Origin of the sequence: Nocardia sienata NBRC 100364 (assembly GCF_001613205.1) — a bacterium.
Lineage (GTDB): Bacteria > Actinomycetota > Actinomycetes > Mycobacteriales > Mycobacteriaceae > Nocardia > Nocardia sienata.
This window is the reverse complement of record NZ_BDBX01000039.1, coordinates 19,392-43,644: the sequence shown is the minus strand read 5'-3', so window position 1 is coordinate 43,644 and position 24,253 is coordinate 19,392. Positions and strand designations below refer to the sequence as shown.

General features: G+C 69.7%; 23 protein-coding genes. 18 read left to right on the top strand and 5 right to left on the bottom strand.

Annotated elements, in window-relative coordinates; translation table 11 throughout:
• Positions 1–87 precede the first annotated feature (87 nt).
• Positions 88–1,374 carry a glycosyltransferase 87 family protein gene (locus tag NS4_RS21195; protein ID WP_084487559.1) on the bottom strand — a complete coding sequence of 429 codons (1,287 nt, stop codon included), beginning with the start codon at positions 1,372–1,374 and terminating at the stop codon, positions 88–90.
• A gap of 168 nt (positions 1,375–1,542) precedes the next feature.
• On the opposite strand from NS4_RS21195, the gene pheS reads away from it, so the two are divergent.
• From pheS to NS4_RS21175, 4 genes are all read left to right on the top strand, one after another.
• Entirely contained in the window at positions 1,543–2,616 is a 1,074-nt protein-coding gene (pheS, locus tag NS4_RS21190) for a phenylalanine--tRNA ligase subunit alpha (RefSeq protein WP_063061272.1), read from the top strand.
• A 30-nt stretch (positions 2,617–2,646) separates the two neighbouring features.
• Positions 2,647–5,148 carry a phenylalanine--tRNA ligase subunit beta gene (gene pheT / locus NS4_RS21185; RefSeq protein ID WP_063061271.1) on the top strand — a complete coding sequence of 834 codons (2,502 nt, stop codon included), beginning with the start codon at positions 2,647–2,649 and terminating at the stop codon, positions 5,146–5,148.
• A gap of 68 nt (positions 5,149–5,216) precedes the next feature.
• Entirely contained in the window at positions 5,217–5,729 is a 513-nt protein-coding gene (locus tag NS4_RS21180) for a hypothetical protein (RefSeq protein ID WP_063061270.1), read from the top strand.
• Between the two features lie 106 nt (positions 5,730–5,835).
• Complete coding sequence (locus NS4_RS21175) at positions 5,836–6,879, top strand: hypothetical protein (RefSeq protein WP_063061269.1); 1,044 nt, start codon at positions 5,836–5,838, stop codon at positions 6,877–6,879.
• A gap of 162 nt (positions 6,880–7,041) precedes the next feature.
• Here NS4_RS21175 and mscL read toward each other — a convergent pair whose 3' ends face one another.
• Positions 7,042–7,476 carry a large conductance mechanosensitive channel protein MscL gene (gene mscL / locus NS4_RS21170; RefSeq protein ID WP_063061268.1) on the bottom strand — a complete coding sequence of 145 codons (435 nt, stop codon included), beginning with the start codon at positions 7,474–7,476 and terminating at the stop codon, positions 7,042–7,044.
• Positions 7,477–7,736: 260 nt separating this feature from the next.
• Between mscL and NS4_RS21165 the strand changes: the two genes are divergently transcribed.
• The 7 genes from NS4_RS21165 (at position 7,737) to NS4_RS21135 (ending at position 15,376) form a co-directional block, all read left to right on the top strand.
• Positions 7,737–8,093, top strand: a complete 357-nt coding sequence (locus NS4_RS21165; RefSeq protein ID WP_063061267.1) for a PNPOx family protein — start codon at positions 7,737–7,739, stop codon at positions 8,091–8,093.
• A gap of 264 nt (positions 8,094–8,357) precedes the next feature.
• Positions 8,358–9,518 carry a Cmx/CmrA family chloramphenicol efflux MFS transporter gene (locus tag NS4_RS21160; RefSeq protein ID WP_063061266.1) on the top strand — a complete coding sequence of 387 codons (1,161 nt, stop codon included), beginning with the start codon at positions 8,358–8,360 and terminating at the stop codon, positions 9,516–9,518.
• Between the two features lie 358 nt (positions 9,519–9,876).
• On the top strand, positions 9,877–10,446 hold the full coding sequence (locus NS4_RS21155) for a GNAT family N-acetyltransferase (protein ID WP_169811790.1): 570 nt from the start codon (positions 9,877–9,879) through the stop codon (positions 10,444–10,446).
• Between the two features lie 183 nt (positions 10,447–10,629).
• The gene (locus NS4_RS33690) at positions 10,630–11,310 is read left to right on the top strand and encodes a hypothetical protein (protein ID WP_063061264.1); all 681 of its coding nucleotides are present in this window, start codon (positions 10,630–10,632) and stop codon (positions 11,308–11,310) included.
• Positions 11,311–11,435: 125 nt separating this feature from the next.
• Positions 11,436–11,855: a VOC family protein gene (locus tag NS4_RS21145; RefSeq protein WP_063061263.1), complete on the top strand. Its 420-nt coding sequence runs from the start codon at positions 11,436–11,438 to the stop codon at positions 11,853–11,855.
• A gap of 125 nt (positions 11,856–11,980) precedes the next feature.
• On the top strand, positions 11,981–14,782 hold the full coding sequence (gene ppc / locus NS4_RS21140; protein ID WP_063061262.1) for a phosphoenolpyruvate carboxylase: 2,802 nt from the start codon (positions 11,981–11,983) through the stop codon (positions 14,780–14,782).
• 102 nt (positions 14,783–14,884) lie between these two features.
• On the top strand, positions 14,885–15,376 hold the full coding sequence (locus NS4_RS21135; protein ID WP_063061261.1) for a pyridoxamine 5'-phosphate oxidase family protein: 492 nt from the start codon (positions 14,885–14,887) through the stop codon (positions 15,374–15,376).
• A 34-nt stretch (positions 15,377–15,410) separates the two neighbouring features.
• Here the strand turns inward: NS4_RS21135 and NS4_RS21130 are convergent, their stop codons facing one another.
• Both NS4_RS21130 and NS4_RS21125 read right to left on the bottom strand, forming a co-directional pair.
• Positions 15,411–15,734 (bottom strand): AzlD domain-containing protein, encoded by a 324-nt coding sequence (locus NS4_RS21130; RefSeq protein WP_063061260.1) that lies wholly within the window; start codon positions 15,732–15,734, stop codon positions 15,411–15,413.
• Complete coding sequence (locus NS4_RS21125) at positions 15,731–16,405, bottom strand: AzlC family ABC transporter permease (RefSeq protein ID WP_063061343.1); 675 nt, start codon at positions 16,403–16,405, stop codon at positions 15,731–15,733. Before NS4_RS21125 ends, NS4_RS21130 begins: the two co-directional genes overlap by 4 nt.
• 16 nt (positions 16,406–16,421) lie before the next feature.
• Between NS4_RS21125 and NS4_RS21120 the strand changes: the two genes are divergently transcribed.
• Positions 16,422–17,051 (top strand): helix-turn-helix domain-containing protein, encoded by a 630-nt coding sequence (locus NS4_RS21120; RefSeq protein ID WP_084487571.1) that lies wholly within the window; start codon positions 16,422–16,424, stop codon positions 17,049–17,051.
• A 22-nt stretch (positions 17,052–17,073) separates the two neighbouring features.
• Here NS4_RS21120 and NS4_RS21115 read toward each other — a convergent pair whose 3' ends face one another.
• A complete protein-coding gene (locus NS4_RS21115; RefSeq protein WP_063061342.1) occupies positions 17,074–17,874 on the bottom strand; it encodes a crotonase/enoyl-CoA hydratase family protein in 801 nt (266 codons plus the stop codon).
• A 522-nt stretch (positions 17,875–18,396) separates the two neighbouring features.
• Here NS4_RS21115 and argC point away from each other — a divergent pair.
• The 6 genes from argC to NS4_RS21085 are packed head-to-tail and all read left to right on the top strand — an operon-like array spanning position 18,397 to position 24,232.
• The gene (argC, locus tag NS4_RS21110) at positions 18,397–19,449 is read left to right on the top strand and encodes an N-acetyl-gamma-glutamyl-phosphate reductase (protein ID WP_063061341.1); all 1,053 of its coding nucleotides are present in this window, start codon (positions 18,397–18,399) and stop codon (positions 19,447–19,449) included.
• A complete protein-coding gene (gene argJ, locus NS4_RS21105) occupies positions 19,446–20,657 on the top strand; it encodes a bifunctional glutamate N-acetyltransferase/amino-acid acetyltransferase ArgJ (RefSeq protein ID WP_063061258.1) in 1,212 nt (403 codons plus the stop codon). Before argC ends, argJ begins: the two co-directional genes overlap by 4 nt.
• Positions 20,654–21,568: an acetylglutamate kinase gene (gene argB / locus NS4_RS21100; RefSeq protein ID WP_063061257.1), complete on the top strand. Its 915-nt coding sequence runs from the start codon at positions 20,654–20,656 to the stop codon at positions 21,566–21,568. The genes argJ and argB overlap by 4 nt, the downstream gene beginning before the upstream one ends.
• Positions 21,565–22,764, top strand: coding sequence for an acetylornithine transaminase (locus tag NS4_RS21095; RefSeq protein WP_063061256.1), 1,200 nt, complete (start codon positions 21,565–21,567; stop codon positions 22,762–22,764). The genes argB and NS4_RS21095 overlap by 4 nt, the downstream gene beginning before the upstream one ends.
• Positions 22,761–23,726 (top strand): ornithine carbamoyltransferase, encoded by a 966-nt coding sequence (argF, locus tag NS4_RS21090; protein ID WP_063061255.1) that lies wholly within the window; start codon positions 22,761–22,763, stop codon positions 23,724–23,726. Before NS4_RS21095 ends, argF begins: the two co-directional genes overlap by 4 nt.
• Entirely contained in the window at positions 23,723–24,232 is a 510-nt protein-coding gene (locus NS4_RS21085) for an arginine repressor (protein ID WP_063061254.1), read from the top strand. The genes argF and NS4_RS21085 overlap by 4 nt, the downstream gene beginning before the upstream one ends.
• Positions 24,233–24,253: the final 21 nt, after the last annotated feature.

The following is a 24,253-nucleotide window of genomic DNA, read 5'->3' as shown; positions in this document are numbered from 1 at the left end:
GGTGAGCTGACGAGTACTGTCCGCCGCGGCGGGTGGAACTCCGGTACGGGATGGATCGGTCGGCGGCGCGCACCGGCGCGTCGCCGCTCAGCGTTCGCGGACCGAGACCAGCGATTCCGTGGCGCCCACAGCAACGGCCGGGCCGGGCGTGCGCTGCCGCCGGCTCGCCGTCGCGTACAGCACGACCAGCAGCAGGCTGAACCAGACGTAACCGTTGCCGATCACCTTGTCCCAGGCCGACCAGTCCAGCTCCCGGCCGTCGTTACCGGGCAGGTCGCTGTGTTTGGCCAGCACGAAGACCACCGCGGTGACAACTGCCGCGGCATACCAGCCACGCGCCCGCGGCCAGGGCCGGGTCGTCGCGTAGCCGATCATCGCCAGCAGCGCGGGTGCCACCCATACCCAGTGATGCGACCAGGAAATGGGCGAAACGAGCAGCGCCACCACCGCGTTCACCGCCAGCGCGATCACCGGGGGTGTCCCGGTGCGCCGGATGGCCGCCACCGCCACCGCCACGAGCGCGAGGGCGGCGAGCAGCCACAGCGCTGTTGCCAGGGTGCCGGTGACCTCGAAGCGGGCCAGGACGGCCTGAATCGACTGGTTGGTCTGGAACTCCGAGCCGCTCAATCCACCGACATTGCCGAACCCGCCGAACCAGTACCGCACCGACTCGTCGGGCATCACCGCGAAACCGATCGCCGTGGCGATCGCACCGCTGATCGCGGCCGTCACCGCGGCCTTGTAGTCCTTGCGGATCAGGAAATACAGGATGAAAGCCGCCGGGGTCAGTTTGATCGCCGCCGCGATACCGAGCAGCATCCCGCGCGGCCAGCGCGGATTACGGGTCAGGCAGTCGGCGGCGACCAGACCCATCAGGATCAAATTGACCTGGCCGAAATCCAGGGTGGACCAGACCGGCTCGAGCAGCAGCGCGAGCGGGGTCGCGGTTGCGGTGACCACCAGGGCGAGTTTGCGCTGGTCCTGACGCGGCCAGACCTGCCGGGCCACCAGGAACAAAGTGATCGCCAGCGCGCCGATCGAGACCACCAGATAGGTGACCACCGACGCGGCCCACGGCAGTAGTGCGTAGAGCCCGAGCGCCAGCGCGGCGAACGGCGGGTAGATGAACGGAAGGCTGATATCGGCGGCCGTCTCCGGGAGATGTCCGTAGAGATCGCCGCCTGCCCGCCACTGTTCGACCCCGAGCCGGTAGACCTCGAGGTCGATGTACTCGCCGCTGATGGCGCGGAACGGATCGATCGGGTGTGACATACACACCCACGTCACGACCACCGCCAGCGGCGGCAGCAGCCAGACCGCCTGCCGGCGGGCACGCCCGGCGAGCGTCTCGGTGCGGGTCAAGGCGTTCGTCATCGGAGGGGACTTTACCGGTTGACGGTGCCCGCGTACCGGGCAGTGAGCGGCGGGGGATATCGACGTGAGTCCGATCCCGGCCATCTAATACGATTCCACCAGCAGCAATACGGGCGCCGGAGCCGACCGGGCCCGCTCACCGATGCCCAGGGGAGAGACGAGTAGACCGTGGCCGACGACACCGACGCAGGCGCAGCGACCGGCGGGCAGGAATCCGCCCTCACCGAAGAAGCCCTGGCCGCCGCGGCCGCGGCAGCCGAGAAAGCCTTCGCGGCCGCCGCCGACCTGGACGCCCTCGCTACCGCGAAAACCGAGCATATGGGTGGCCGGTCGCCGATCGCGCTGGCCCAGCGGTCGCTGGGATCGCTGCCCAAATCGGAGAAGGCCGACGCCGGTAAACGAGTGAACAAGGCGCGGGCACGAGTCTCGGAGGCGTTCGAGGAACGGCAGCGGGTGCTGCTGGCCGAACGCGATGCCGCGGTGCTGGTCGCCGAGGCCATCGATGTCACGCTCCCGGCGAACCGGGGGCCGGTGGGTGCCCGTCATCCGATCACCGTCATCTCCGAGCAGGTAGCCGACGTGTTCGTCGGAATGGGCTGGGAGGTCGCCGAGGGCCCGGAGGTGGAGACCGAGCATTTCAACTTCGACGCGCTCAACTTCCTGCCCGATCACCCCGCGCGCACCATGCAGGACACCTTCCATATCGCACCGGCCGGTTCGCGCCAGGTTCTGCGCACCCACACCTCCCCGGTCCAGGTGCGGTCCATGCTGGCACGCGACCTGCCGATCTATGTGGTGTGCCCGGGGCGTACCTTCCGCACCGACGAACTCGATGCCACCCATACCCCGGTGTTCTCCCAGGTCGAGGGCCTGGCCATCGACAAGGGCCTGACCATGGCACATCTGCGCGGCACGCTGGACGCGTTCGCGCGCGCCCTGTTCGGGCCGGAGACCACCACCCGGATCCGGCCCAACTACTTCCCGTTCACCGAACCCTCGGCCGAGGTCGACGTATGGTTCCCGGACAAGAAGGGCGGCGCCGGCTGGGTCGAATGGGGCGGTTGCGGCATGGTCAACCCCAAGGTGCTGATCGCCAGCGGGATCGACCCCGACGAGTACAGCGGCTTCGCGTTCGGTATGGGGCTGGAGCGCACGCTGCAGTTCCGCAACGGCATTCCCGATATGCGCGACATCGTCGAGGGCGATGTGCGGTTCACCCTGCCCTTCGGTATCCGGTCCTGACCTTTTTCGAGCGAGAGAGCGAACGTCACAGTGCGAGTAGCGCAGTCCTGGCTGACCGAAACGATCCGCCGTACCGTCCCCGACTGGGAGGTGACGCCGGAGGAACTCGACGCCGGATTCGTCCGGGTCGGGCTCGAAGTCGAAGAGGTCGACGAGCTGGAACGGGTGGGCGGGGATATCGAACACCCGCTGGTGGTCGGCCGGGTCGCCGAGATCACCGAACTCACCGAGTTCAAGAAACCCATTCGGTTCTGCAAGGTCGATATCGGCGCGGAAGAACTCCAGGAGATCGTCTGCGGGGCCACCAACTTCGCGGTCGGTGACCTGGTCGTCGTGGTGTTGCCCGGCGGTGTGCTGCCGGGCGGTTTCGCCATCTCCTCCCGCAAGACCTACGGCCATATCTCCCACGGCATGATCTGCTCGGTCGCCGAACTCGGTATCGGCAAGGACCATTCGGGCATCCTGGTGCTGGAACCCGGCACAGCCGAACCCGGTACCGACGCCAACGAACTGCTCGGTCTCGGCGATACCGTGATCGAGCTGAACATCACTCCCGATCGCGGCTACTGCTTCTCGGTCCGCGGCCTGGCCCGCGAACTGGCCTGCGGTTTCGATCTCGAATACGCCGACCCGGCCGTGCGCACCCTGCCCGAGGGGCCCGAGGCGTGGCCGGTGGACGTGGCACCGGAATCGGGCTGTACCCGCTTCGGTGTCCGCCGGGTCACCGGTGTCGATCCGCACGCGGTGAGCCCGTGGTGGTTGCAGCGCCGGTTGCTGCTGGCCGGTGTGCGGCCCATCTCCCCGGCGGTCGACGTCACCAACTACGTGATGCTGGAACTCGGGCAGCCCCTGCACGCCTTCGACGCGGCGAAACTCAGCGGGGGTCTGGTGGTGCGCCGCGCGCGTCCCGGTGAGACCCTGCGCACGCTCGACGAGGTCGAACGCGAACTCGACGCCGAGGATGTGGTGATCGCCGACGACACCGGGGTGGTCTCCCTGGCCGGTGTGATGGGTGGCGCGTCCACCGAGGTGGACGCCGCGTCCACCGATATCGTCCTCGAGGCCGCCACCTGGGATCCGCTGTTCATCTACCGCACCGCCCGCCGCCACAAGCTGGTGTCGGAGGCGAGCAAACGCTACGAGCGGGTGGTGGACCCGGAACTGAACCTGGCCGCGCTGGACCGGGCCGCGTCCCTGCTCGCGGAGATCGCCGGCGGCACGGTGGAGCCCACGCTCACAGATATCCGGCTGCCGCTGACCCCGCCGGAACCGATCCGGATGGATATCGACCTGCCCGACCGGGTGGCCGGTGTCCAGTACGCCCCCGGCACGTCCGCGCGCCGCCTCACCCAGATCGGTTGCCATGTCGAGGTGGCGGTCGATGAGGCCAGCGGGCACGGTCAGCTGGTGGTGACCCCGCCGAGCTGGCGGCCGGATCTCGCCCAGCCGGCCGACCTGGTGGAAGAGGTGCTGCGGCTCGAGGGCCTGGAACAGATCCCGCTGGTGCTGCCGCAGGCGCCCGCCGGTCGCGGCCTCACCCCGGTGCAACGCCGCCGCCGTGCGGTGAGCCGGGCGCTGGCCTTCGCCGGCTGTGTCGAGGTGCCGCCGCCGGTGTTCCTGCCCGCGGGTGTCTTCGACACGTGGGGACTGGACGCCGACGATCCCCGCCGCATCACCACCCGGGTCCTGAACCCGCTGGATGTCGAACGCGCCGAACTCGCCACCACGCTGCTGCCGGGTCTGCTGGAGATCGCGGCCCGCAATATCTCTCGCGGCGCCCGCGATCTGTCGCTCTACGGGATCGCCCAGGTCGTACTGCCCGGTCCGGATACCGCACCGGTGGCACCGCTGCCGGTGGACCGCCGCCCGACCGACGCCGAGGTCACCGAACTGCTGGGCTCGCTGCCGGATCAGCCCCAGCACGTCGCGGTGGTGCTCACCGGTCGCCGGGAACCCCGCGGTCCGTGGGGTCCGGGGCGGGCCGCCGAGGCCGCCGACGCCTTCGCGCTCGCCGATGTGGTCGCCGAGGCCGCCGGGGTCGAACTCGAACGCCGGCCCGGCAAACACCTGCCGTGGCATCCGGGACGGTGCGCCGAGCTGACGGTGGACGGTGTGGTGATCGGCTATGCCGGCGAGTTGCATCCCGGGGTGCTGGAACGCTCCGGCCTGCCGCCGCGCACCTGTGCCCTGGAACTGGATCTGGACGCATTGCCGCTGCGCGAAGCGCGGCCCGCGCCGGCGATCTCGCCGTTCCCGGCCGTGCTGCAGGACGTGTCGGTGAGTGTCGCGCACGATGTTCCGGCGGCGGAGGTCGAGAGCGCGCTGCGGTCCGGCGGCGGGGAACTGCTCGAGGATATCGCGCTGTTCGACGTGTACGCGGGCGCGCAGGCCGGAGAGGGGCGGAAATCGCTCACCTACGCCCTGCGTTTCCGGGCCGCCGACCGCACCCTCACCGAGGACGAGGCCAGTGCGGCGCGCGATGCCGCCGTGGCCGCCGCAACGGATGCGGTGGGCGCGGTGATCCGTTCCTAGGAGAGCCGTTCTCGGGCAAGGTGGTCGGTCCGTCCGAACGGGGGGACCGGACGTCGTAGGCTGGTCGCATGACTGAACCCAGCACAGGCGATCCGGGCGCGCTCGCCGCGCGGTTGGCGGCCCTGCCCGACGAGCAGTTGCTGGCCGTCCTGGTGGTGGCCGCGGCGGGTCGCGACAAGCTGGCCCCGCTGTACGAAGCCGCCACCCGGCTGCTGTCGGAAACCGGGCGTAGCGCGTCGGTGCCTGCTGTGATTCCGGGCACCCCGGAGTCTCCCGGCTATGGGCCCGGAGCCGACCTGGGTTCGTCGTCGCAGGTGGACGGGGGTGTCGGCGCGGCAGCCGGGCCGGGTGGGAAGGCGGCCGGTTCGGTCGGCGGTTACAGCGCTTCCGGGGTGCCGACGTTCGGGTCCGTTCGCGATAAGGTCGAGCGGCGTTTCGGTACCGCGTTCGGTACGCGGGCACTGGGTAGGCAGAGTCCGGCCGGCCGTGGCGCCGACGAACAGTGGGAAGCGCGTGAACAGGCCGCGCGGGAACGTCTGGCACAGATTCGCACCTCCTTGCACGAGGGCGAAGGGTCCTGATCCCGCCCGGCCCGCGCCGGAGCGACAGGGTGGAGCCGATGATGCGATACCTGCGCCGACGCTGCGCCCCGCGCCGACCGCACGAAGCTGCTCCGAAGGAGAATCTGTGACCGAAACCGCCGCCGATACCGCACGCGTACTGGCCGGCCGGCTGCTCGACGCCCAGGTGCGCTGGCTGCTCGACGAAGTGAGCGGGGACCGGTTCGCCGAAGTCGTCGCCCGGGACGTGGCTGCCGCGCTCGAGATCGCGGACACGGTGCGCGCGGGCGAGGTCGTCGAAGTCGAACAGCTCGAGCAGACCGTGGCCACCCTGGTCGACAAGGCCGGCGGCAGCGCGGTGCTGGCCGACACCGCCGGTCTGTTCGCCGACGCGATCTACGACAGTATCGCGGCCAACGAGGACCACACTCTGGGCGAACTGGTCGAACGCGAACCGGTCGAAGCGCTGCTGCAGAAGATCGTGGATATGCACCAGACCCAGGAACGGGTCCTGCAACGACTGACCGACAGTCCGCTGGTGGCCACCGTCGCCTCGAAGTTCGTCGACAAACTGGTCGGTGATTTCGTAGAGGCCAACCGGCAGCGCGCGGAGAAGATCCCCGGTATGGGAGCGCTCATGTCGATCGGGCAGTCCGCCGCCGACCGCGCCCGCAAGGTCGCCGAATCCAACTCCATTCTCGGCGATATCGCGGGGAAGGGCGCCCTGTACGCGCTCAAACGCACCAACAACGCGATCCGGGAGATGCTGCGCGATGCCCCGGTGCACGACGCCACCATGGAGTTCTGGGATCTGCACGCCGACGAACCGATCAGTGGCCTGCGGGAGTACCTGACGAAACAGGATCTCCACGAGTTGGTCGGGCTCTGCTACCGGATCGCGGTGACGACCCGGGAGAAGGAGTATTTCGGCCTGCTGGTGGCCGAATGCGTGCAGGTGTTCCATGAGAAGTACCGCGACCACACGCTCGCCGCGCTGCTCACGGAACTCGGGCTCACCGGCGAGGACATCGTCACCGAGATCCTGCGCTACGGTCCGGCGGTGGTGGAGGCCGCGAAACGGGACGGTGTGCTGGCGGGGTTGATCCGGGAACGGCTGGAACCGTTCTACTACTCCGACGAGGTCCTGGCCCTCCTGACGCCGGCCGCGTAGGTACGCGGGCGTCACGACTGTGGGTCGTCTCCGAAGTCGAACCGGTATCCCGCGGGAGGAGTGCGCGGGTCCGCGGCTCTACGGACGGTGTGGCGTTCGCCCGGCCCGACAGGATGAGTCGGCGCGCCGAGAACCGGTGTGACCGGCGCGGAGGTCGTCGGCTCAGGAGGAGCGCACCTGTTCGGTGTCCTTCTTGTCCAGTTCGGCACGCTCGGCGAGTAGATCGCGGATCTCGGTCAGCAGGGCGATATCGGCCGGTGTCGACGGTTCGGCGTCCACGTTGTTCCGGGCGTAGAAGCGCTTCTGCATGGTCTTCATCGGCAGGATGAGCGCGAAGTACAGCACCGCCGCGACCATGACGAAATCGATGACGGCGCTGATGATCGGACCGAGCGCGATGAAGGTCGCGGGTTTGCCGGCGAGCAGCGTGACACCGAAACCGAACTGGCTGCTGCCGCCGAGAACGGCCAGCAACGGCTCCACTACGCCCTTGGTCACGGAGCTCACCACCGCGGTGAACGCGGTGCCCATCACGACGGCCACGGCCAGGTCGATGACGTTCCCGCGCATGAGAAAGTCTTTGAAACCTTTGAGCATCAATCCACTCCGTATCGAACGCTGCTGTTCACCGCCGTCCCGGCCCCGGCCGCTGATCGGTATCGCTGCGATCGAGGTCCCCGGCGCTACACCGCAGGTGATAGTGGCAGCCGGGATTGCGCCGCGCAAACCGACGGCGATCGGATGCGCGCTCTGCCCGCTGTGATTCGCCCCCTGAGGGGGCGTCGCCGAACCGCGGCCCGCGCCGCGCCGCGCTAAGGTCGAGGCATTGCCGGGGCGAACAGCTACCAGGAGGAACCGTGGCATCGACGTCACTGCTGGGCCGAGCGGTCCGGGGCTTCAACACGGGAGTGGTCGCATTGCTCGACGCCCCGGTGCTGGGCCCGCTGCTGGGCAAGGGGTTCGTGGAGATCGAGTACGTGGGGCGGCGCTCGGGCCGCACGTTCCGGACTCCGGTGAACTATGTGAAGAAAGACGGCGGCCTGCTGATCGGCGTCGCTATGCCCGACAAGAAGACCTGGTGGCGCAACTTCCTCGGCGAGGGCGCGCCCATTCTGCTGCACATGCGCGACGGTGATCGGCGCGGCCACGCGACCGCCCGGCGCGACGAGAAGGGGCGCGTCGGCGTGCGAGTCCGGTTCGACGAACCCGGCTGAGTCCGGGCGCGGGTATCCGGGCGCAGGTGGGAGGTTCGTCGCGGGGCGCGAAAACCGCGGTGCGGTAGAGCGAGCGAGCCGGTAGTCTTCCTGCCGTGTCGAGCCCCGAGGCATCCAGAGCAGGGCTGTCGGTCATCCCCGTCAGCCCCTGAACTTTCGCCACCCGATTGCCGTGCCGCCTTTCGCCGCACGGTCATCCGGTGATTCCCGGTCGCTGACCGGGGTGACGAGACGTTCCCTGTCTCTTCCACCTCGGAGTCCTTCATGCCTTTCGCTCTCTACCTGCTCGCCCTGGCCGTTTTCGCCATGGGCACTTCCGAATTCGTACTCGCCGGTCTCGTCCCGGACATAGCGGCCGATCTCGGTGTGGCCCTCGGTGCCACCGGTCTGCTGACCTCTGCGTTCGCAATCGGAATGATCGTCGGCGCACCGCTGATGGCGGGTCTCGCCCGGAACTGGCCGATCCGGACGAGCCTGCTGGGTTTCCTGCTCCTGTTCTTGGCCGCGCATATCGCCGGCGCGGTGACCGGTAGTTTTCCCTTCCTGGTGGCCACCCGGGTGGTGGCCGCCTTCGCGAACGCCGGATTCCTCGCGGTCGCGTTGACCGCGGCCGCCGCGCTGGTCTCCGCCGGGCAGCAGGGCCGGGCGCTGGCGATCCTGCTGGGCGGTACCGCCCTGGCCACCGTGGCGGGGGTGCCGGTCGGTGCGCTGCTGGGGGCGGTGCTCGGCTGGCGGGCCACCTTCTGGGCACTGGCGCTCTTGTGCCTGCCCGCGGCGGTCGGGGTCCTGGCCGGAATCCCCGGGCGTAGGCGAGGAACCGCCGCCCCCGACCTCCGTCACGAACTCGCGCAGTTGCGACGTCCGCGGTTGCTCGCGGTCATGCTGCTGGGGGCGCTCGTGAACGCGGCCACTTTCGGCAGCTTCACCTTTCTCGCGCCGTTGGTCACCGGGACGGGCGGTCTCGGCGCGCTCTGGGTGCCGGTGGCGCTGGTGCTGTTCGGGGCGGGGTCCTTCGCCGGTGTGACGGTCGCCGGGCGTTTGTCCGACGAGCACGCCGCGGTGGTGCTCGCGGTCGGGGGCCCGCTGCTGTGTGGTGGCTGGTTCGCGCTCGGGCTGATCGCCGACCGTACCGTTGCCCTGCTCGTCCTGGTGTGCGTGCTGGGTGCGCTGTCTTTCGGGGTGGGCAGCACGCTGATCGCGCGAGTGCTCTACGAGGCCGCGGGCGCTCCGACCATGGCGGGTTCCTATGCGACGGCGGCGTTGAACGTCGGTGCCGCGGCGGGGCCCGCGATGGCGGCGCTCGCCCTGCAGGCCGGTTGGGGTGATCGGGGGCCCATGTGGGTGAGCGGTGTCCTGGTGGGGGTGGCGCTGCTGCTCGCACTGCGGTTCCGCGCAATACTCACCGCGGCCGTGGCGACTCGGTAACCGGAGCCGTCCCCCGGCCGAGCGTCGAGGGGCTCGTATGTGCTGATCGCCGCGCCCGATCCGGCCGATCGGGCCGGTGTGCGGCTCCTCGATCCGCCGGGCGCGGATCGAGGAGCCGTGACCCTACCGGATGTCGCGGCACGTGTGACCGAGCCGGGCGAGCGGCAGAACCGTTGTGCGAGAGTGGTTATCGGAGGGTGAACGGCGAGTGGTGTGAACGGAACGTAACAGTGTCCAGAGTTCGACGACACGCGACCGGAATCGGTGTGCCGACCCCTGCCGTTCGTTAACCTCACCAGACCATCCGGATCGGCCGAATGGTGTGGCGCAACGGCCAAGGGTGATGGAGGTACCGAGCGTGGGTACACCGTCGGCGATCGGTACACGGGCCCGCGGCCCGCGGCTGTATCACGTACACCAGGATCATCCGCTGGCCGTCGCGCTGCTCGCGGAACTCGCCATCGACCACAGCATCCGCTACGGGGGCACCGCCGGTGCGATCCACCGGCGGCTCCGGGACTGCCCGGCCGCCGATTACTCCGCCCCCGACGGTGATCTGCTGGTGCTGGTGGATCACGGCGACCCGGTCGCGGGCGGCGGCTTCCGCCGCTTCGATACGACAACTGCCGAGATCCAACGCGTCTGGACCGCGCGCGAGCACCGGCGCGGCGGACTCGCGACCCGGGTACTCGCGGAACTGGAAGCCGAGATGGTGCTGCTGGGCTACCGGGAGGCTCTGGTCACGGCCGGAGACCGGCAGCCCGAAGCGCGTGCGCTGTACAAGGCGGCGGGCTATACGGAGGTGGGTTCCGCTGCCGCGCGTCTCGTCCGGTTCGCCAAAGCGCTCGGTGCCGGAGCGCGGCAACTCGGCCCGGCGGCGCCGGGTACCGGGACGCGAATCCGCGGCCGGGGTCGCCGCCGCGGGTGAGCCGAGCAGGCCACCGCCGACGTGGGCGCGCCGAGCAGGCTACCGCCGATGGGAGTGAGCCGAGCAGGCGACAGCGGCGCCGCGAATCCGCAGGGCCGGGACCGGCCGCGGGCGAGGTCCGATGGTCGCCGCGGCAGTATCCTGGCCATCGGTCCCGGCCCACCGCGGCCGGAAAGGATTCCCGTGCTCGCATCCGTACTCTTCGCCGTGCTCGCCGCCGGTCAGCTGGCGCTCGGCAGCCGGTGCGTTCTGCGGTTCCGGGCAACCGCCGACCGGCTGTTTCTCGTACCCGCCGTGGTGTGCGCGGCGTTGGCCTACGATAACGCGGTCCTTGCGGCGGGCCGCTGGGTCGGCGCCGGTACGACGCTGGAAAGCTGGTCGGCGCCCCGCTTCGTCGCCCATATCGTGCTCACCCCGCTGTTGATGCCGTGGGCGTGCGCCGCCGCGGCCCGGGCCGGCGTCGGGTGGGCGCGGATTCGGTGGGTACAAGCCGCGGTCGCGGCGGTGACGGCGGTGGTGATCGTGGTGGGGGTGGCCGGCGAACTGACGCCGCTCACACTGGAACCGCGGGAGTGGGCGGGCACCGTGCGCTACACCACCGCGCACGCGTCGGCGGCCGGCCTGCTGGCGCCGGTGGTGACGGTGGTGGTCGTGCTGTTGGCGGCTGTGGCGGTGTGGCGGGTGCGGGGTTACCGGCGCTGGACCGTGACCACCGTGATCATGACCGTGGTCTCGGCGGCGATGCCACCCATGCTGCTCACCAACTGCGCCGAACTGGTGTTCACGGCAGGCGTGGTCGCTACCGCCATCTGGCTGGCGGAGCAGTCCCGGGTGCCCGGCGCCGTGGCAGGCGCGGTGCGCTGAAGTATTTTCCGGCCGTGCGATGAATTCCGGTCCCGGGGCCCGTCGTGTGTGATGTCCATACCGGCCGGGGGCGAATCATCCGGCCGGACCCGGTACGGGCATGCCCCGCAGCGAAGGAGAATCGGATGGCCAACGGTAAAGACCTCGCACTGTCGCATATCGGTGTGCTGGTCGGCGATCAGCAGGAAGCGCTGGAGTTCTATCGAGACGTGATCGGCCTCGAGGTCCGCGCGGATCTGCCGCTGGGCCCACTGCGCTGGGTCACCGTGGGGCCGGCCGGACAACCCGGTATCGAGTTCATTCTGGAGACCCCGTCCATGGTGCCCGACCCCGAGCAGAGCGCCGAGGCACAGCGCCGGCTGGCCGCGGGGGCACACGGCACGCTGATCTTCGTCACCGAATCGGTGGACGAGACCTTCGCACGGCTGCGCGACGCCGGGGTCCGGGTCACCCAGGAACCCGCCGACCAGCCCTACGGGGTGCGCGACTGCGGTTTCGCCGATCCCTGGGGGAACTTCCTGCGTTTCTCCCAGCCACTGGGCTGAGGCGGTAAACGAAAGGCTTCACCTGTGCCGATAGCCGGGTTCCGCGGCATCCGGCGCATACAGTCGGGGTCCGGCCGTGTGCGTCGTCACAGCTACCGGCACGGTGGCCGTCCATACTTCTGATCATGGGCGATGCGCAGACCGGTGAAGGAAACGACGCGACCCTGCCGCTGCGCGAGGACATCCGGTTCCTCGGCGGCGTGCTCGGTGACACCATCCGCGACCACGAGGGCCCTGAGGTCTTCGACCTCGTGGAACGGGTCCGGGTGGAGGCCTTCCGTGTCCGGCGGGAGGAGGTGGAGCGCAGCGCGGTCGGTGAAATGCTGGCCGGGGTCGATATCACCGTGGCACTACCGCTTATCCGGGCGTTCAGTTATTTCGTTCTGCTGGCCAATCTCGCCGAGGACATCCAGCGTGACCGCCGCCGCGCCGCGCACGAGGCAGCGGGAGAAGCTCCGCAGGACTCCTCCCTGGCCGCGACCTACCGGAAGCTGGACGCGGCGGCGGTGCCGGGGGAGCGGGTGGCCGAACTGCTGGCCGACGCGCTGGTGTCCCCGGTGATCACCGCGCATCCGACCGAGACCCGGCGCCGTACGGTGTTCGACACCCAGACCCGGGTCACCGAGTTGATGCGCCGGCGGCAGCGCGCCCCCGAATCCGAACGGGAACAGCTCGAGCTCGAGATCCGGCGCCAGGTGCTCACCCTCTGGCGTACGGCGCTGATCAGGTTGTCGCGCTTGCGTATCCAGGACGAGATCGCCGTCGGCCTGCGGTACTACGAACTCACCTTGTTCGATGTCATTCCCGCGATCAACGCGAGCGTGCGCACAGCGCTGCGGTCGCGCTGGCCCGAGCAGCGATTGTTGCCGAAGCCCATGCTGCGTCCCGGTTCGTGGATCGGCGGGGACCGCGACGGCAACCCGTTTGTGACGGCGGAAGTGGTGCGTACGGCGGCCGCGCAGGCCGCGGGGGTGGCTTTCGCGCGCTACCTGCGCGAACTGGTGCAGCTGGAGAAGACGCTGGCGCTGTCGGCGCGGCTGGTCCCGGTGACCCCGGAGCTGCGCGCACTCGCCGATCGCGGTTATCCGGATCCGAAGACCTACGCCGACGAACCGTACCGGCGGGCGCTGTACGGCATCCGGGTCCGGCTCACCGCGACCGCGCGGCGGGCCGTCGCCGCGCTGGCTCCCGAGGCGGCGGGTCCCTGGGAGTTCGAAGCTTCCGCTGCCGGTGAGGGCGCCTCCGGCCCTCCCTACGGCACGCCCCAGGATCTGCTCGATGATCTCGACGCCGTGGATGCCTCGCTGCGCGCCGGCGGGGACGCACTGCTGGCCGACGACCGCCTCGCGGCGCTGCGCTGCGCGGTGGAAACCTTCGGGTTCCATCTGCAGGGCCTGGATATGCGCCAGAATTCCGAAACCCATGAACAGGTGGTCGCCGAACTGCTGGCCTGGGCGGGCGTGCATCCGGATTATCCGAGCCTGTCCGAGTCCGACCGGGTGGACCTGCTCACCCGGGAACTGCGTACCCGCCGGCCGCTGCTGGGACCGCGAGCGCGGATCGGTGAGCCGGCGGCCAAAGAGCTGGGGGTCGTGCGCGCGGGCGCCGCCGTGGTCGCCGCGCTGGGTCCGGACGCCGTCCCCAACTACATCATCTCGATGTGCACCTCGGTCAGCGACCTGCTCGAGGCCGCCCTGCTGCTCAAGGAAGGTGGGCTGCTGGACCCGGGGGACGCGGACAGCGGACCCTCCTGCCCGGCCGGGATCGTGCCGCTGTTCGAAACCATCGAGGATCTGGCAGCCGGGGCGGCGACGCTGGCCGCGGCGTTACGGGTGCCGGAGTACCACGAGCTGGTGGCAGCGCGCGGAATGCGGCAGGAAGTGATGCTCGGCTACTCCGATTCGAACAAGGACGGCGGATATCTGGCCGCCAACTGGGCGTTGTACCGGGCGGAACTGGACCTGGTGGAGCTGGCGCGCGAACACGGGATCCGGTTGCGGCTCTTCCACGGCCGGGGCGGCACCGTCGGGCGCGGCGGGGGCCGCAGCTACGACGCGATCCTCGCGCAACCCGCCGGCGCCGTGCGGGGTTCCCTGCGGCTGACCGAACAGGGCGAGGTCATCGCGGCGAAATACGCCGAGCGCGGGGCGGCGCACCGCAATCTCGAATCGCTCATCGCGGGCACCCTCGAATCGACGCTGCTGGACGTCGAGGGTCTGGGTGCCGACGCCGAACCCTCTTACGCGCTCATGGACGAACTCGCGGCCCGGGCCCGCGCCGCCTATGCGCGCTTGGTACACGAAACACCCGGCTTCGTGGCGTACTTCCGGCAGTCGACCCCGGTCGCCGAGGTAGGCGACCTCAATATCGGCAGCCGTCCCGCGTCCCGCAAACCCACCAACTCGGTCGCGGATCTGCGGGCCATCCCATGGGTGATGGCCTGGAGTCAGGCCCGGGTGATGCTGCCCGGCTGGTACGGCACCGGAACCGCGCTCGAGGAGTGGATCGACGGCGACCCCGAGCGGCTCGCCCGGCTTTCGGACCTGTACCGCAGGTGGCCGTTCTTCCGCACCGTGCTGTCGAATCTCGCCCAGGTGATGGCCAAGAGCGACCTCGATATCGCCGCCCGCTACGCCGAACTGGTCGACGATATCGATCTGCGTGAGCGCATCTTCGGGATGATCGAGCGCGAACACGCCCGGACCGTCGCCGTGCATGCCGCCATCACCGGAAACGATCACCTGCTGGCCGACAATCCGTCGCTGGCCGAATCCATCCGCAACCGGTTCCCGTACCTGGAACCGCTGAACCAGATGCAGGTCGAACTGTTGCGCCGGTTGCGGGCCGGGGACGATTCCGAACTGGTGAAACGCGGCATCCTGCTCACGATGAACGGTTTGGCCACGGCGCTGCGCAACTCGGGCTGACCACTGCCGGCCTACCGGGCCGGTACCGGTGCGGGCTGGTGCTCGTCTCGGAACGGGCTCGACATCACCCGCGGCGGCGCCGGTCGTCGTACCGTCGGCTGTATGACGACCTGGAGTGAATTCACCGCCGAGGCGCCGCGGATCAGCGAGATCTTCCGTCGTCGCCACGCCGCGACCAGCAATCTGTGCATGCTCGCCACCCTTCGTTCGGACGGGTACCCCCGGATCAGCCCGGTGGAGCCGCTCATCTTCGAGGAGAAACTGGTGATCGTCGGAATGCCACGCACCACCAAGTTCCGGGATCTCGCGCGCGATCCGCGCTTCTGTCTGCACACCGCGACCGAGGACACGATGGTGGCCGACGGGGACGCCAAACTGTTCGGTCTGGTGATCGATGATCCGGATACCGCGTTGCACGCGCGTTTCGCCGAATACCTGTACGAGGACAGCGGCCTGGATCTGCGGAATCAGCCGTTCGAGCACTTCTTCGTGGCCGACCTGACCTCGGCGTCGGCGGTCGAGGTCGACGACGATCTGTTGCGGGTCATCATCTGGAAACCGGGCGAAGGCGAGCGCGTGGTCGAGAAGCGTTAGACCCGCGGTTTCAGGCTCGCGGGTCGCCGCGTTGTCACGGCACGCCCGCCAGCCGCAGCGCTGCCGTGGTCGCGGCCGCGGCCATGAGGGCCGCGGGCAGGGGTGCCCGGAACCGGTAGAGCACACCTGCGGTCAGGACTCCCGCCGGACGCGCGATTCCGGCCGCGCTGCCGTCCTCGGTCAGGGCGGTGGTGCACACGAGGGCAGCGAGTACGGCGACGGACGCGTTCTCGAGAAGCGCGGTCGTCCGGGCGGAGACAGCGATCCGTGACTTCAGTACGGGTCCGGCGAGGCGGAACGCGAATGTTCCGGCCGCCAGTGCGAGGGCGGCGCCTACCAGGTATCCGAGGTCGTTCATCGCGCCCGCGGCGGGAGAATTGTGCAGGCGGCGGCCACGGCGGCCAGCAGAATCGGCAGGCCGGCGGGCAGCAGCGGAGTCGTGAACAGTGCGAGAGCGGACCCGGTGAGGGCGCCGCGCCGGACCGCGGGTTCGCGCAGCGCGGGCATGATCAGCCCCAGCAACACCGCCGGTAACACGGCATCCACCCCCAAGACACCGGGGTCGGGCACCGCGGTGCCGAGCAGTCCGCCCAGCAGTGCCCCGCCGGGCCAGACCGCCAGAAGGCCTGCTCCGCAGGCCAGGTAGGCGGCCCGGCCGTGGCCGGTGGTGCGCTGGGCCAGCGCCACCCCCACGGTCTCGTCGTTGAGCAGGTGCGCGTCGCGGAGGCCGCGCCACCCGGTGCCGAGGACCTCGGCGACCGCGAGGCCGTAGCCGATATGGCGTGCGTTGATCAGCAGGCCCGCGCACAGGGCGGCGAGCGGGCTGCCGCCGGCGGCGACGATCCCGACGAACAGGAATTCCGAACCGGCGGCCAGGACGAGCACACCGAGCGCGACCGGGAACCACAGCGGGAAACCGGCCGCGACCGCCGTGGCCCCGTAGGACATACCGGCCACCGTGACCGCGGCACAGAGCGCGGTGATCAGTGATCGGGTCGGCGGATCGACTGTTCGCCATAACGAACGCATGACTACCATAGTGAACATGGATGGCGCTGTTCGTCAAAACGAACAAGATAATGCTGAACCGAACAATCGGCCGGCCGGTCGCCCCGGAGCGAGTGGCGACCGGACCCCGCAGCAGGTGATCGCCGCGTCGCTGCGCCGCGAGCGCCTGCGCGCGGAGCTGTCGCTGACCGAGGTGGCCCGGCGGGCCGGTATCGCGAAATCGACCCTCTCGCAGCTCGAATCGGGCGGCGGCAATCCCAGCCTGGAGACACTGTGGGCGCTGTGCCTGGCGTTGGAGGTGCCCTTCTCGCGCCTGCTCGACCCGCCGCGTCCGCAGATCCGGGTGATCCGGGCCGCGGAGGGGCCCGCGGTGTTCTCGGCCGAGGCCGACTACCGGGCCACGTTGCTGGCGGTCGGCCCGGCGGGGATGCGCCGCGATATCTACCGCGTCGCCGCGGAACCCGGGCCGCGGCGGGCCTCCCGGCCACATCTTCCCGGGACCGTCGAACATGTTCTGCTCGGCGCGGGTCGCGCGCTCGTCGGGACGGCCGACGAGCTCGTGGAACTCACCCCGGGCGACTACATCGCCTATCCGGCGGATGTCCCGCACGTATTCGAAGCCCTCGCGCCCGCGACAGTGGCCACGCTGATCTCCGAATATCCCTGACGCGCCGGTGCCCGGCCGCTCGTCACCGTCCGGTGAAACGGGGCGTGCGCCGCTCCAGCATGGCGGCGACGGCTTCGTCGTGATCGGCGGTGTGGTGCGTGAGTGCCTGCATCGCGGCGGAGAGCTCCAGCAGTGTTTCCAGGCTCTGCTGCTGGCCCTCGCGCAACAGCCGTTTGGTCATCCGCAGCGCGTGCGGTGGATTGACCGCGATCTCGGCGGCGAGCCGGTGTGCGGTCTCGAGCAGTCGATCGGGTTCGACGACTTCGTTGACCATTCCCCAGTCGAGTGCGGTGGCGGCGTCGATGGCGGCGCCTGTGAACGCCAGCTGGCTGGCGCGGGCCATCCCCACTGCCCGCGGCAGCAGCCAGGCGCCGCCGTCCCCGGGGATGAGGCCCAGGCGGACGAAGCTCTCCGCGAAGGTGGCGGTGGTCGCGGCGATCCGCATATCGCACATGAGGGCGAGGTCGCAGCCGGCGCCGATCGCCGGGCCGTTCACCGCGGCGATGGTGGGGATCTCGCAGTGGTACAGCGCCTTGGGAATGCGCTGGATACCGTGCCGGTAGCCCTGGCGTAGGTCGGCCGGAGCGCCGCCGAACATTCCGGCCTTGTCCCGCATGTGCTTGACATTGCCGCCGGCGCTGAACGCGCTACCCGCTCCGGTGAGGATGGCCACCCGGATCGAATGGTCGCGGTCGGCGGCCCGGACGGCGTTCTCCAGTGCCTCGATCGTCGCCTCGTCGGAGATCGGGTTGCGCTGCTCGGGATTGTCGATGGTCCAGACGACGACGTCGCCGGTGCGCTCCACGCGCACGGGTGCGGTCACGGTAACTCCTCGGGCCACGGTGCTGCGGTCATCGGCAACAATGCCGGATCCGGTCGGGCGGGGCGAGCGTGAGGTGCGGTTCGGCGCGGCGGCCCGGGTCTCGGCGGGGCGCCCGGCTTCTCGGGCGGGTGCGTTGCCGGGAGCCGCCGGAACCGGTCCGTTCCGGTGGTTGCGTTCGTGGGCCAGCCGCGCGGTGAGGCCGACGAGGGTGCGGGTCCGTGACTCGAGCCGTGCGAGTGCGGTGCCGAGTTCGCTGTCCGGGACCGTGGTGAGGTCGCAGGAGAGCAGTGCGTCGACGGCCTGTTCCAGGGCGCCGAGCCGGTCCCGAAGCCCACCGTTCGAACACATGTTCTAAATGCTAGCGGAAGAAGCGGCGGTCCTACTGCTGCACCACCGCGAAGAGCCGGCCAGCGGTGGTCCGGGGCGCTGCTGGTTCCGCCTGTCGGCAGGAGGTGTGCGGGGACCGTTTGTGAATGAGATTGCATGGTCGTGCATAATCATCACATGGCTGATCTCACGGATATGCCCGACCGGAACGGACCCCTGCGCGTGGCCGTCGCCGGTGCCAGTGGTTACGCGGGCGGGGAAGTGCTGCGTCTGTTGCTGGGGCATCCGGAGTACCGAGCCGGGCGCCTCGAGATCGGGGCGCTGACCGCCGGTAACAACGCGGGCACCGCCCTGGGCGCGCTGCAGCCGCAGTTGCTGCCACTGGCGGACCGGATCCTCGCCCCCACCACGGCCGCCGAACTGGCCGGCCACGACATCGTATTCCTCGGCCTGCCGCACGGGCAGTCGGCGGCGCTGGCGGCCGAGCTACCGGAATCGACGGTGATCATCGACTGCGGTGCCGACTTCCGGCTCACCGACCCGGCCGCCTGGGACCGCTACTACGGCGGACCCCATGCCGGAAGCTGGCCGTACGGTCTGCCGGAGCTGCCCGGAGCGCGCGAGGCATTGCGGGGCGCCACCCGGATCGCGGTCCCCGGCTGCTACCCGACGGTCAGCAGTCTGGCGCTGGCTCCCGCGGTCGCCGCGGGCATCGTCGAGCCGACGGTGCACGTCGTCGCCGTCAGCGGTACTTCCGGGGCGGGCCGCAAACTCGATGTCGGCCTGCTCGGGTCCGAGGTCATGGGGTCGGCGCGGGCCTACGGCGTGGCCGGTGCGCACCGGCACACCCCGGAGATCACACAGAACCTCTCGGCGGTCGCCGGCACGCCGGTGAAGGTGTCGTTCACCCCGGTGCTCGCGCCCATGCCGCGCGGCATTCTGGCGACCTGCACCGCGCCGGTACGGGTGGACGCGGCGCAGGCGCGGGCCGTCTACGAGAAGGCCTACGCGGACGAGCCCTTCGTGCATCTGCTGCCCGAGGGTGCCCTGCCCCAGACCGGATCGGTGCTGGGTGCCAACTCGGTCACGCTGCAGGTCGCCGTCGACGCCGACGCGGGCCTGCTCGTGGTGATCGGGGCGATCGACAATCTGACCAAGGGCACCGCCGGCGGCGCGGTGCAGTCCATGAATCTCGCGCTCGGCTTCGACGAGACCGCCGGGCTGTCCACCGTAGGAGTGGCACCGTGACCACCGCACAGAACGGGAACCTCGTGCACAACCAGGGTGTCACCGCACCGCTGGGCTTCCGGGCCGCGGGGATCGCCGCGGGTATCAAGGCCAAGGGCGGCCCCGACCTGGCCCTCGTCTTCAACGAGGGCCCCGACTACGCGGCGGCAGGTGTGTTCACCAGTAACAAGGTGAAAGCCGCACCGGTGCTGTGGTCACAGCAGGTTCTCAAGGCCGGACGGCTGCGCGCGGTGATCCTGAACTCCGGTGGGGCCAATGCCTGCACCGGGCCGGAGGGCTTCCAGGACACCCACCGCACCGCGGAGGAACTCGCCGCGGCACTGAGCAACTGGGGCACCGAAACCGGAGCCGGGGAGATCGCGGTGTGTTCCACGGGCCTCATCGGAGACCGGTTGCCGATGGACAAACTACTGCCCGCGGTCACCGAGATCGTGCACGAGATGGGCGGCGGGATGTCCGGCGGGACCGATGCCGCGCACGCCATCATGACCACCGACACCGTGCCGAAAGAAGCCTCGCTGCACCATCCGGACAAGTGGAATGTCGGCGGGATGGCCAAGGGCGCGGGCATGCTGGCCCCCGGTCTGGCGACCATGCTGGTCGTGCTGACCACCGATGCCGTGGCGAGCGCCGGGCAACTCGACACTGCGCTGCGGCGGGCCACCAGGCTCACCTTCGACCGCCTCGACGTGGACGGTGCGATGTCCACCAACGACACGGTCCTGTTGCTGGCCAACGGAGCCAGCGAGGTCGCGCCCACTCAGGACGAACTCGACGCGGCCGTGCTCGCGGTCTGCGACGATCTGGCCGGTCAGCTGATGGCCGATGCCGAAGGTGTGACCAAGCGGGTGCTCGTCACGGTCGAGGGGGCGCGCAGCGAGGACGAGGCACTCGTCGCGGCCCGGATCATCGCCCGCGACAGCCTGGTCAAAACCGCCATGTTCGGTTCCGATCCGAACTGGGGGCGAGTGCTGGCCGCGGTGGGCACCGCACCCATCGAACTGGACCCGGATCTGATCTCGGTGTCGTTCAACGGTTTCCCGGTCTGCGTCGACGGGACGGGCGCGCCCGGCGCGCGTGAGGTCGACCTGTCCGGCGCCGATATCCATGTGGTCGTCGATCTGCGCCTCGGCGACGGCACCGCCACGGTCCGCACCACCGATCTGTCCCACGGATACGTCGAAGAGAACTCGGCCTACAGCTCATGACCGACGCGTTGCGCGAACTTTCCGCGCTGGACAAAGCCCATATCCTCGCCGGTGCGCTGCCCTGGCTGCAGAAATTCCGCGACAAGGTCGTGGTCGTGAAATACGGCGGCAACGCCATGATCGACGACGGCCTCAAACGCGCCTTCGCCGCCGATATGGCCTTCCTGCGCACCGTCGGCGTGCACCCGGTGGTGGTGCACGGGGGCGGGCCGCAGATCTCGGCCATGCTGAAACGCCTCGGCCTCACCGGGGAGTTCCGCGGCGGCTTCCGGGTCACCACGCCCGAGGTGATGGATGTGGTGCGGATGGTGCTGTTCGGCCAGGTCGGCCGGGAACTGGTCGGGCTGATCAACGCGCACGGGCCCTACGCCGTCGGGATCTCCGGTGAGGACGCCCGGCTGTTCACCGCGACCCGCCGCACGGTTTTCGTGGACGGGGAGGCCACCGATATCGGACTGGTCGGCGATGTGACCGATGTGCACCCGGACTCGGTGCTCGACCTCATCGGCGCGGGACGGATTCCGGTGGTGTCCACCATCGCCCCCGATGCCGACGGGGTGGTGCACAACATCAACGCCGATACCGCGGCCGCCGCGCTGGCCGAAGGGATCGGCGCCGAAAAACTGGTGATGCTCACCGATGTCGAGGGCCTGTACACGAATTGGCCCGACCGTTCCTCGCTGACCAGCGTGATCGACACCGACGCGCTGGCCGACCTGCTGCCGTCTCTGGACGCGGGGATGGTCCCCAAAATGGAGGCATGTCTGCGCGCGGTCCGCGGTGGCGTATCGAGCGCACACGTCATCGACGGTCGCGTACCCCATTCGGTACTGCTGGAGCTGTTCACCGGGGAGGGAATCGGGACCATGGTCACACTGCCGGCGAACGAGGAAAACGGAGTCAGAGCATGAACACTGCGCAACTGCGGCAACGTTGGTCGAACGTGATGATGCGCAACTACCCCACTCCGGAGGTCGTGCTGACCCGGGGGACCGGCGCGGTGGTGTACGACGCGGACGGCAACCGCTATGTCGATTTCGTGGGCGGGATCGCGGTCAACAGCCTCGGTCACGCACATCAGGCCATCCTGAACGCGGTGATGGACCAGCTCGGCACGCTCGGTCACGTCTCGAACCTGTACGGCAGCGAACCGGTGATCGAGCTCGCCGAGCGGCTACTCGGACATTTCGGTGACGGTGACGGCCGCGCCTTCTTCTGCAACTCCGGCACCGAGGCCAACGAGGCGGCCTTCAAACTGGCCCGGCTCACCGGCCGTCGCAAGATCATCGCCTGTGACGAGGCGTTCCACGGCCGTACCATGGGCGCGCTCGCACTCACCGGTCAGCCGTCCAAACGCGCGCCGTTCGAACCCATGCCGCCGGGAGTGGTGCACATTCCCTACGGAGATGCCCGGATCCTCGAGCGCGCGGTCGATGCCGATACCGCCGCGGTCTTCCTCGAGCCGATGCTCGGGGAGAGCGGTGTGGTGGTACCGCCGCTGGACTATCTGGTGCGGGCCCGGGAAATCACCGCGCGGGCCGGGGCGCTGCTGATCCTGGACGAGGTCCAGACCGGTATCGGCCGTACGGGCAAGATGTTCGCGCACCAGTCGTTCGGTATCACCCCGGATGTCATCACCCTGGCCAAAGGACTGGGCGCGGGTCTGCCGATCGGGGCGGTGCTGGCCACCGGGCCCGCGGCCGAACTGTTCACGCCCGGTATGCACGGCACCACCTTCGGCGGTAATCCCGTCTGCGCGGCCGCGGCCCTGGCCGTGCTGCGCACACTCGAGGACGACGGCCTGCTCGAACATGTCGAATCGGTGGGTAAGCGGCTCAGCGACGGCATCGCGGTGCTCGAGCATCCGCTGATCGCCGATGTGCGCGGCGCCGGACTGCTGATCGGGATCGGACTCACCGCCGCGGTGGCGCCCCGGGTCGAGGCCCGCGCGCGTGCCGCCGGATATCTGGTGAACCCGGCCAAACCCGATGTGATCCGGCTGGCGCCGCCGCTGGTCCTCACCGAGACCCAGGCCGACAATCTCGTGCTGGATCTGCCCGGGATCCTCGACGAGGTGCTGGCCGAAACGAAAGGACCGCGCGGATGACCGCCTCCCTACAACCGGCCACCGCTGTCCGCCATTTCCTGCGTGACGACGATCTGACACCGGCGGAACAGGCCGAGGTACTGGCCCTGGCGGCCGAACTGAAGAAGAACCCGTTCGCGCACCGGCCGCTTGAGGGCCCGCGCGGAGTCGGGGTGATCTTCGACAAGAACTCCACGCGCACCCGGTTCTCCTTCGAGCTGGGTATCGCCCAGCTCGGCGGGCACGCGATCGTGGTGGATGGGCAGACCACCCAGCTGGGGCGCGACGAAACGCTGGCCGATACCGGTCGGGTCCTGTCGCGCTATGTCGAGGCCGTCGTCTGGCGGACCTTCGGCCAGCGGCGGTTGGAGGAGATGGCCTCCACTGCCACGGTTCCGCTGGTCAACGCGCTGTCCGACGAATTCCATCCCTGCCAGGTGCTGGCCGATCTGCTCACCATCACCGAGCACAAGGGCGGGCTGCGCGGGTTGCGGCTGGCCTACTTCGGCGACGGCGCCAACAATATGTCCCATTCGCTGCTGCTGGGCGGGGCCACCGCCGGACTGCACGTCCGGATCGCCGCACCCGCGGGTTTCCTCCCGGCGCCCGCGGTGGTCGCGGCCGCCGAGGCCCGCGCCGCCGAAACCGGCGGCAGCATCGTCGTCACCGAGGATCCGATGATCGCGGCCGACGGCGCCGATGTGCTGGTCACCGATACCTGGACCTCCATGGGCCAGGAGAGCGACGGCCTGGACCGGGTCGGCCCCTTCCGGCCGTACCAGGTGAACACCGAGTTGCTGGCCCGGGCCGGTGCCGATGCCATGGTGTTGCACTGTCTGCCCGCGCATCGCGGCGAGGAGATCACCGACGAGGTACTCGACGGGCCGCACAGTGTGGTCTGGGACGAGGCGGAGAATCGGCTGCACGCGCAGAAGGCGCTGCTGGTGTGGCTGCTGGCACGCAAGGACGCACCACGACGATGAGCGAGGCCCGGATACATTCGACGGGACCGGTCACCGCCGCCACCCGCGCCGGCCGGCAGTCGCGGATCATCGCGCTGCTGGCCGCGCATCCGGTGCGCAGTCAGACCGAGCTCGCCACCCTGCTCGCGGCGGAGGGGATCGAAACCACCCAGGCGACGCTGTCGCGTGATCTGGACGAATTGGGTGCGGTGAAACTCCGGGCCGCCGACGGCGGCGCCGGCGTGTACGTGGTGCCCGAGGACGGCAGCCCGGTGCGCGGGGTAACCGGTGGCACGGGGCGGTTGGCCAAACTGCTCGGCGATCTGCTGGTCTCCACCGATGCCAGCGGTAACATCGCGGTCCTGCGCACCCCACCCGGCGCCGCGCATTTCCTGGCCAGTGCCCTGGACCGCGCCTCGCTGCCCTATATCGTCGGCACGATCGCGGGGGACGACACCATCGCGGTGATCGCGCGCGAGCCTCTCACCGGCGCCGAACTGGCCGCGAAGATCGAGAACCTCGCCTGACCCGTGCGTCCGCGACCCTGC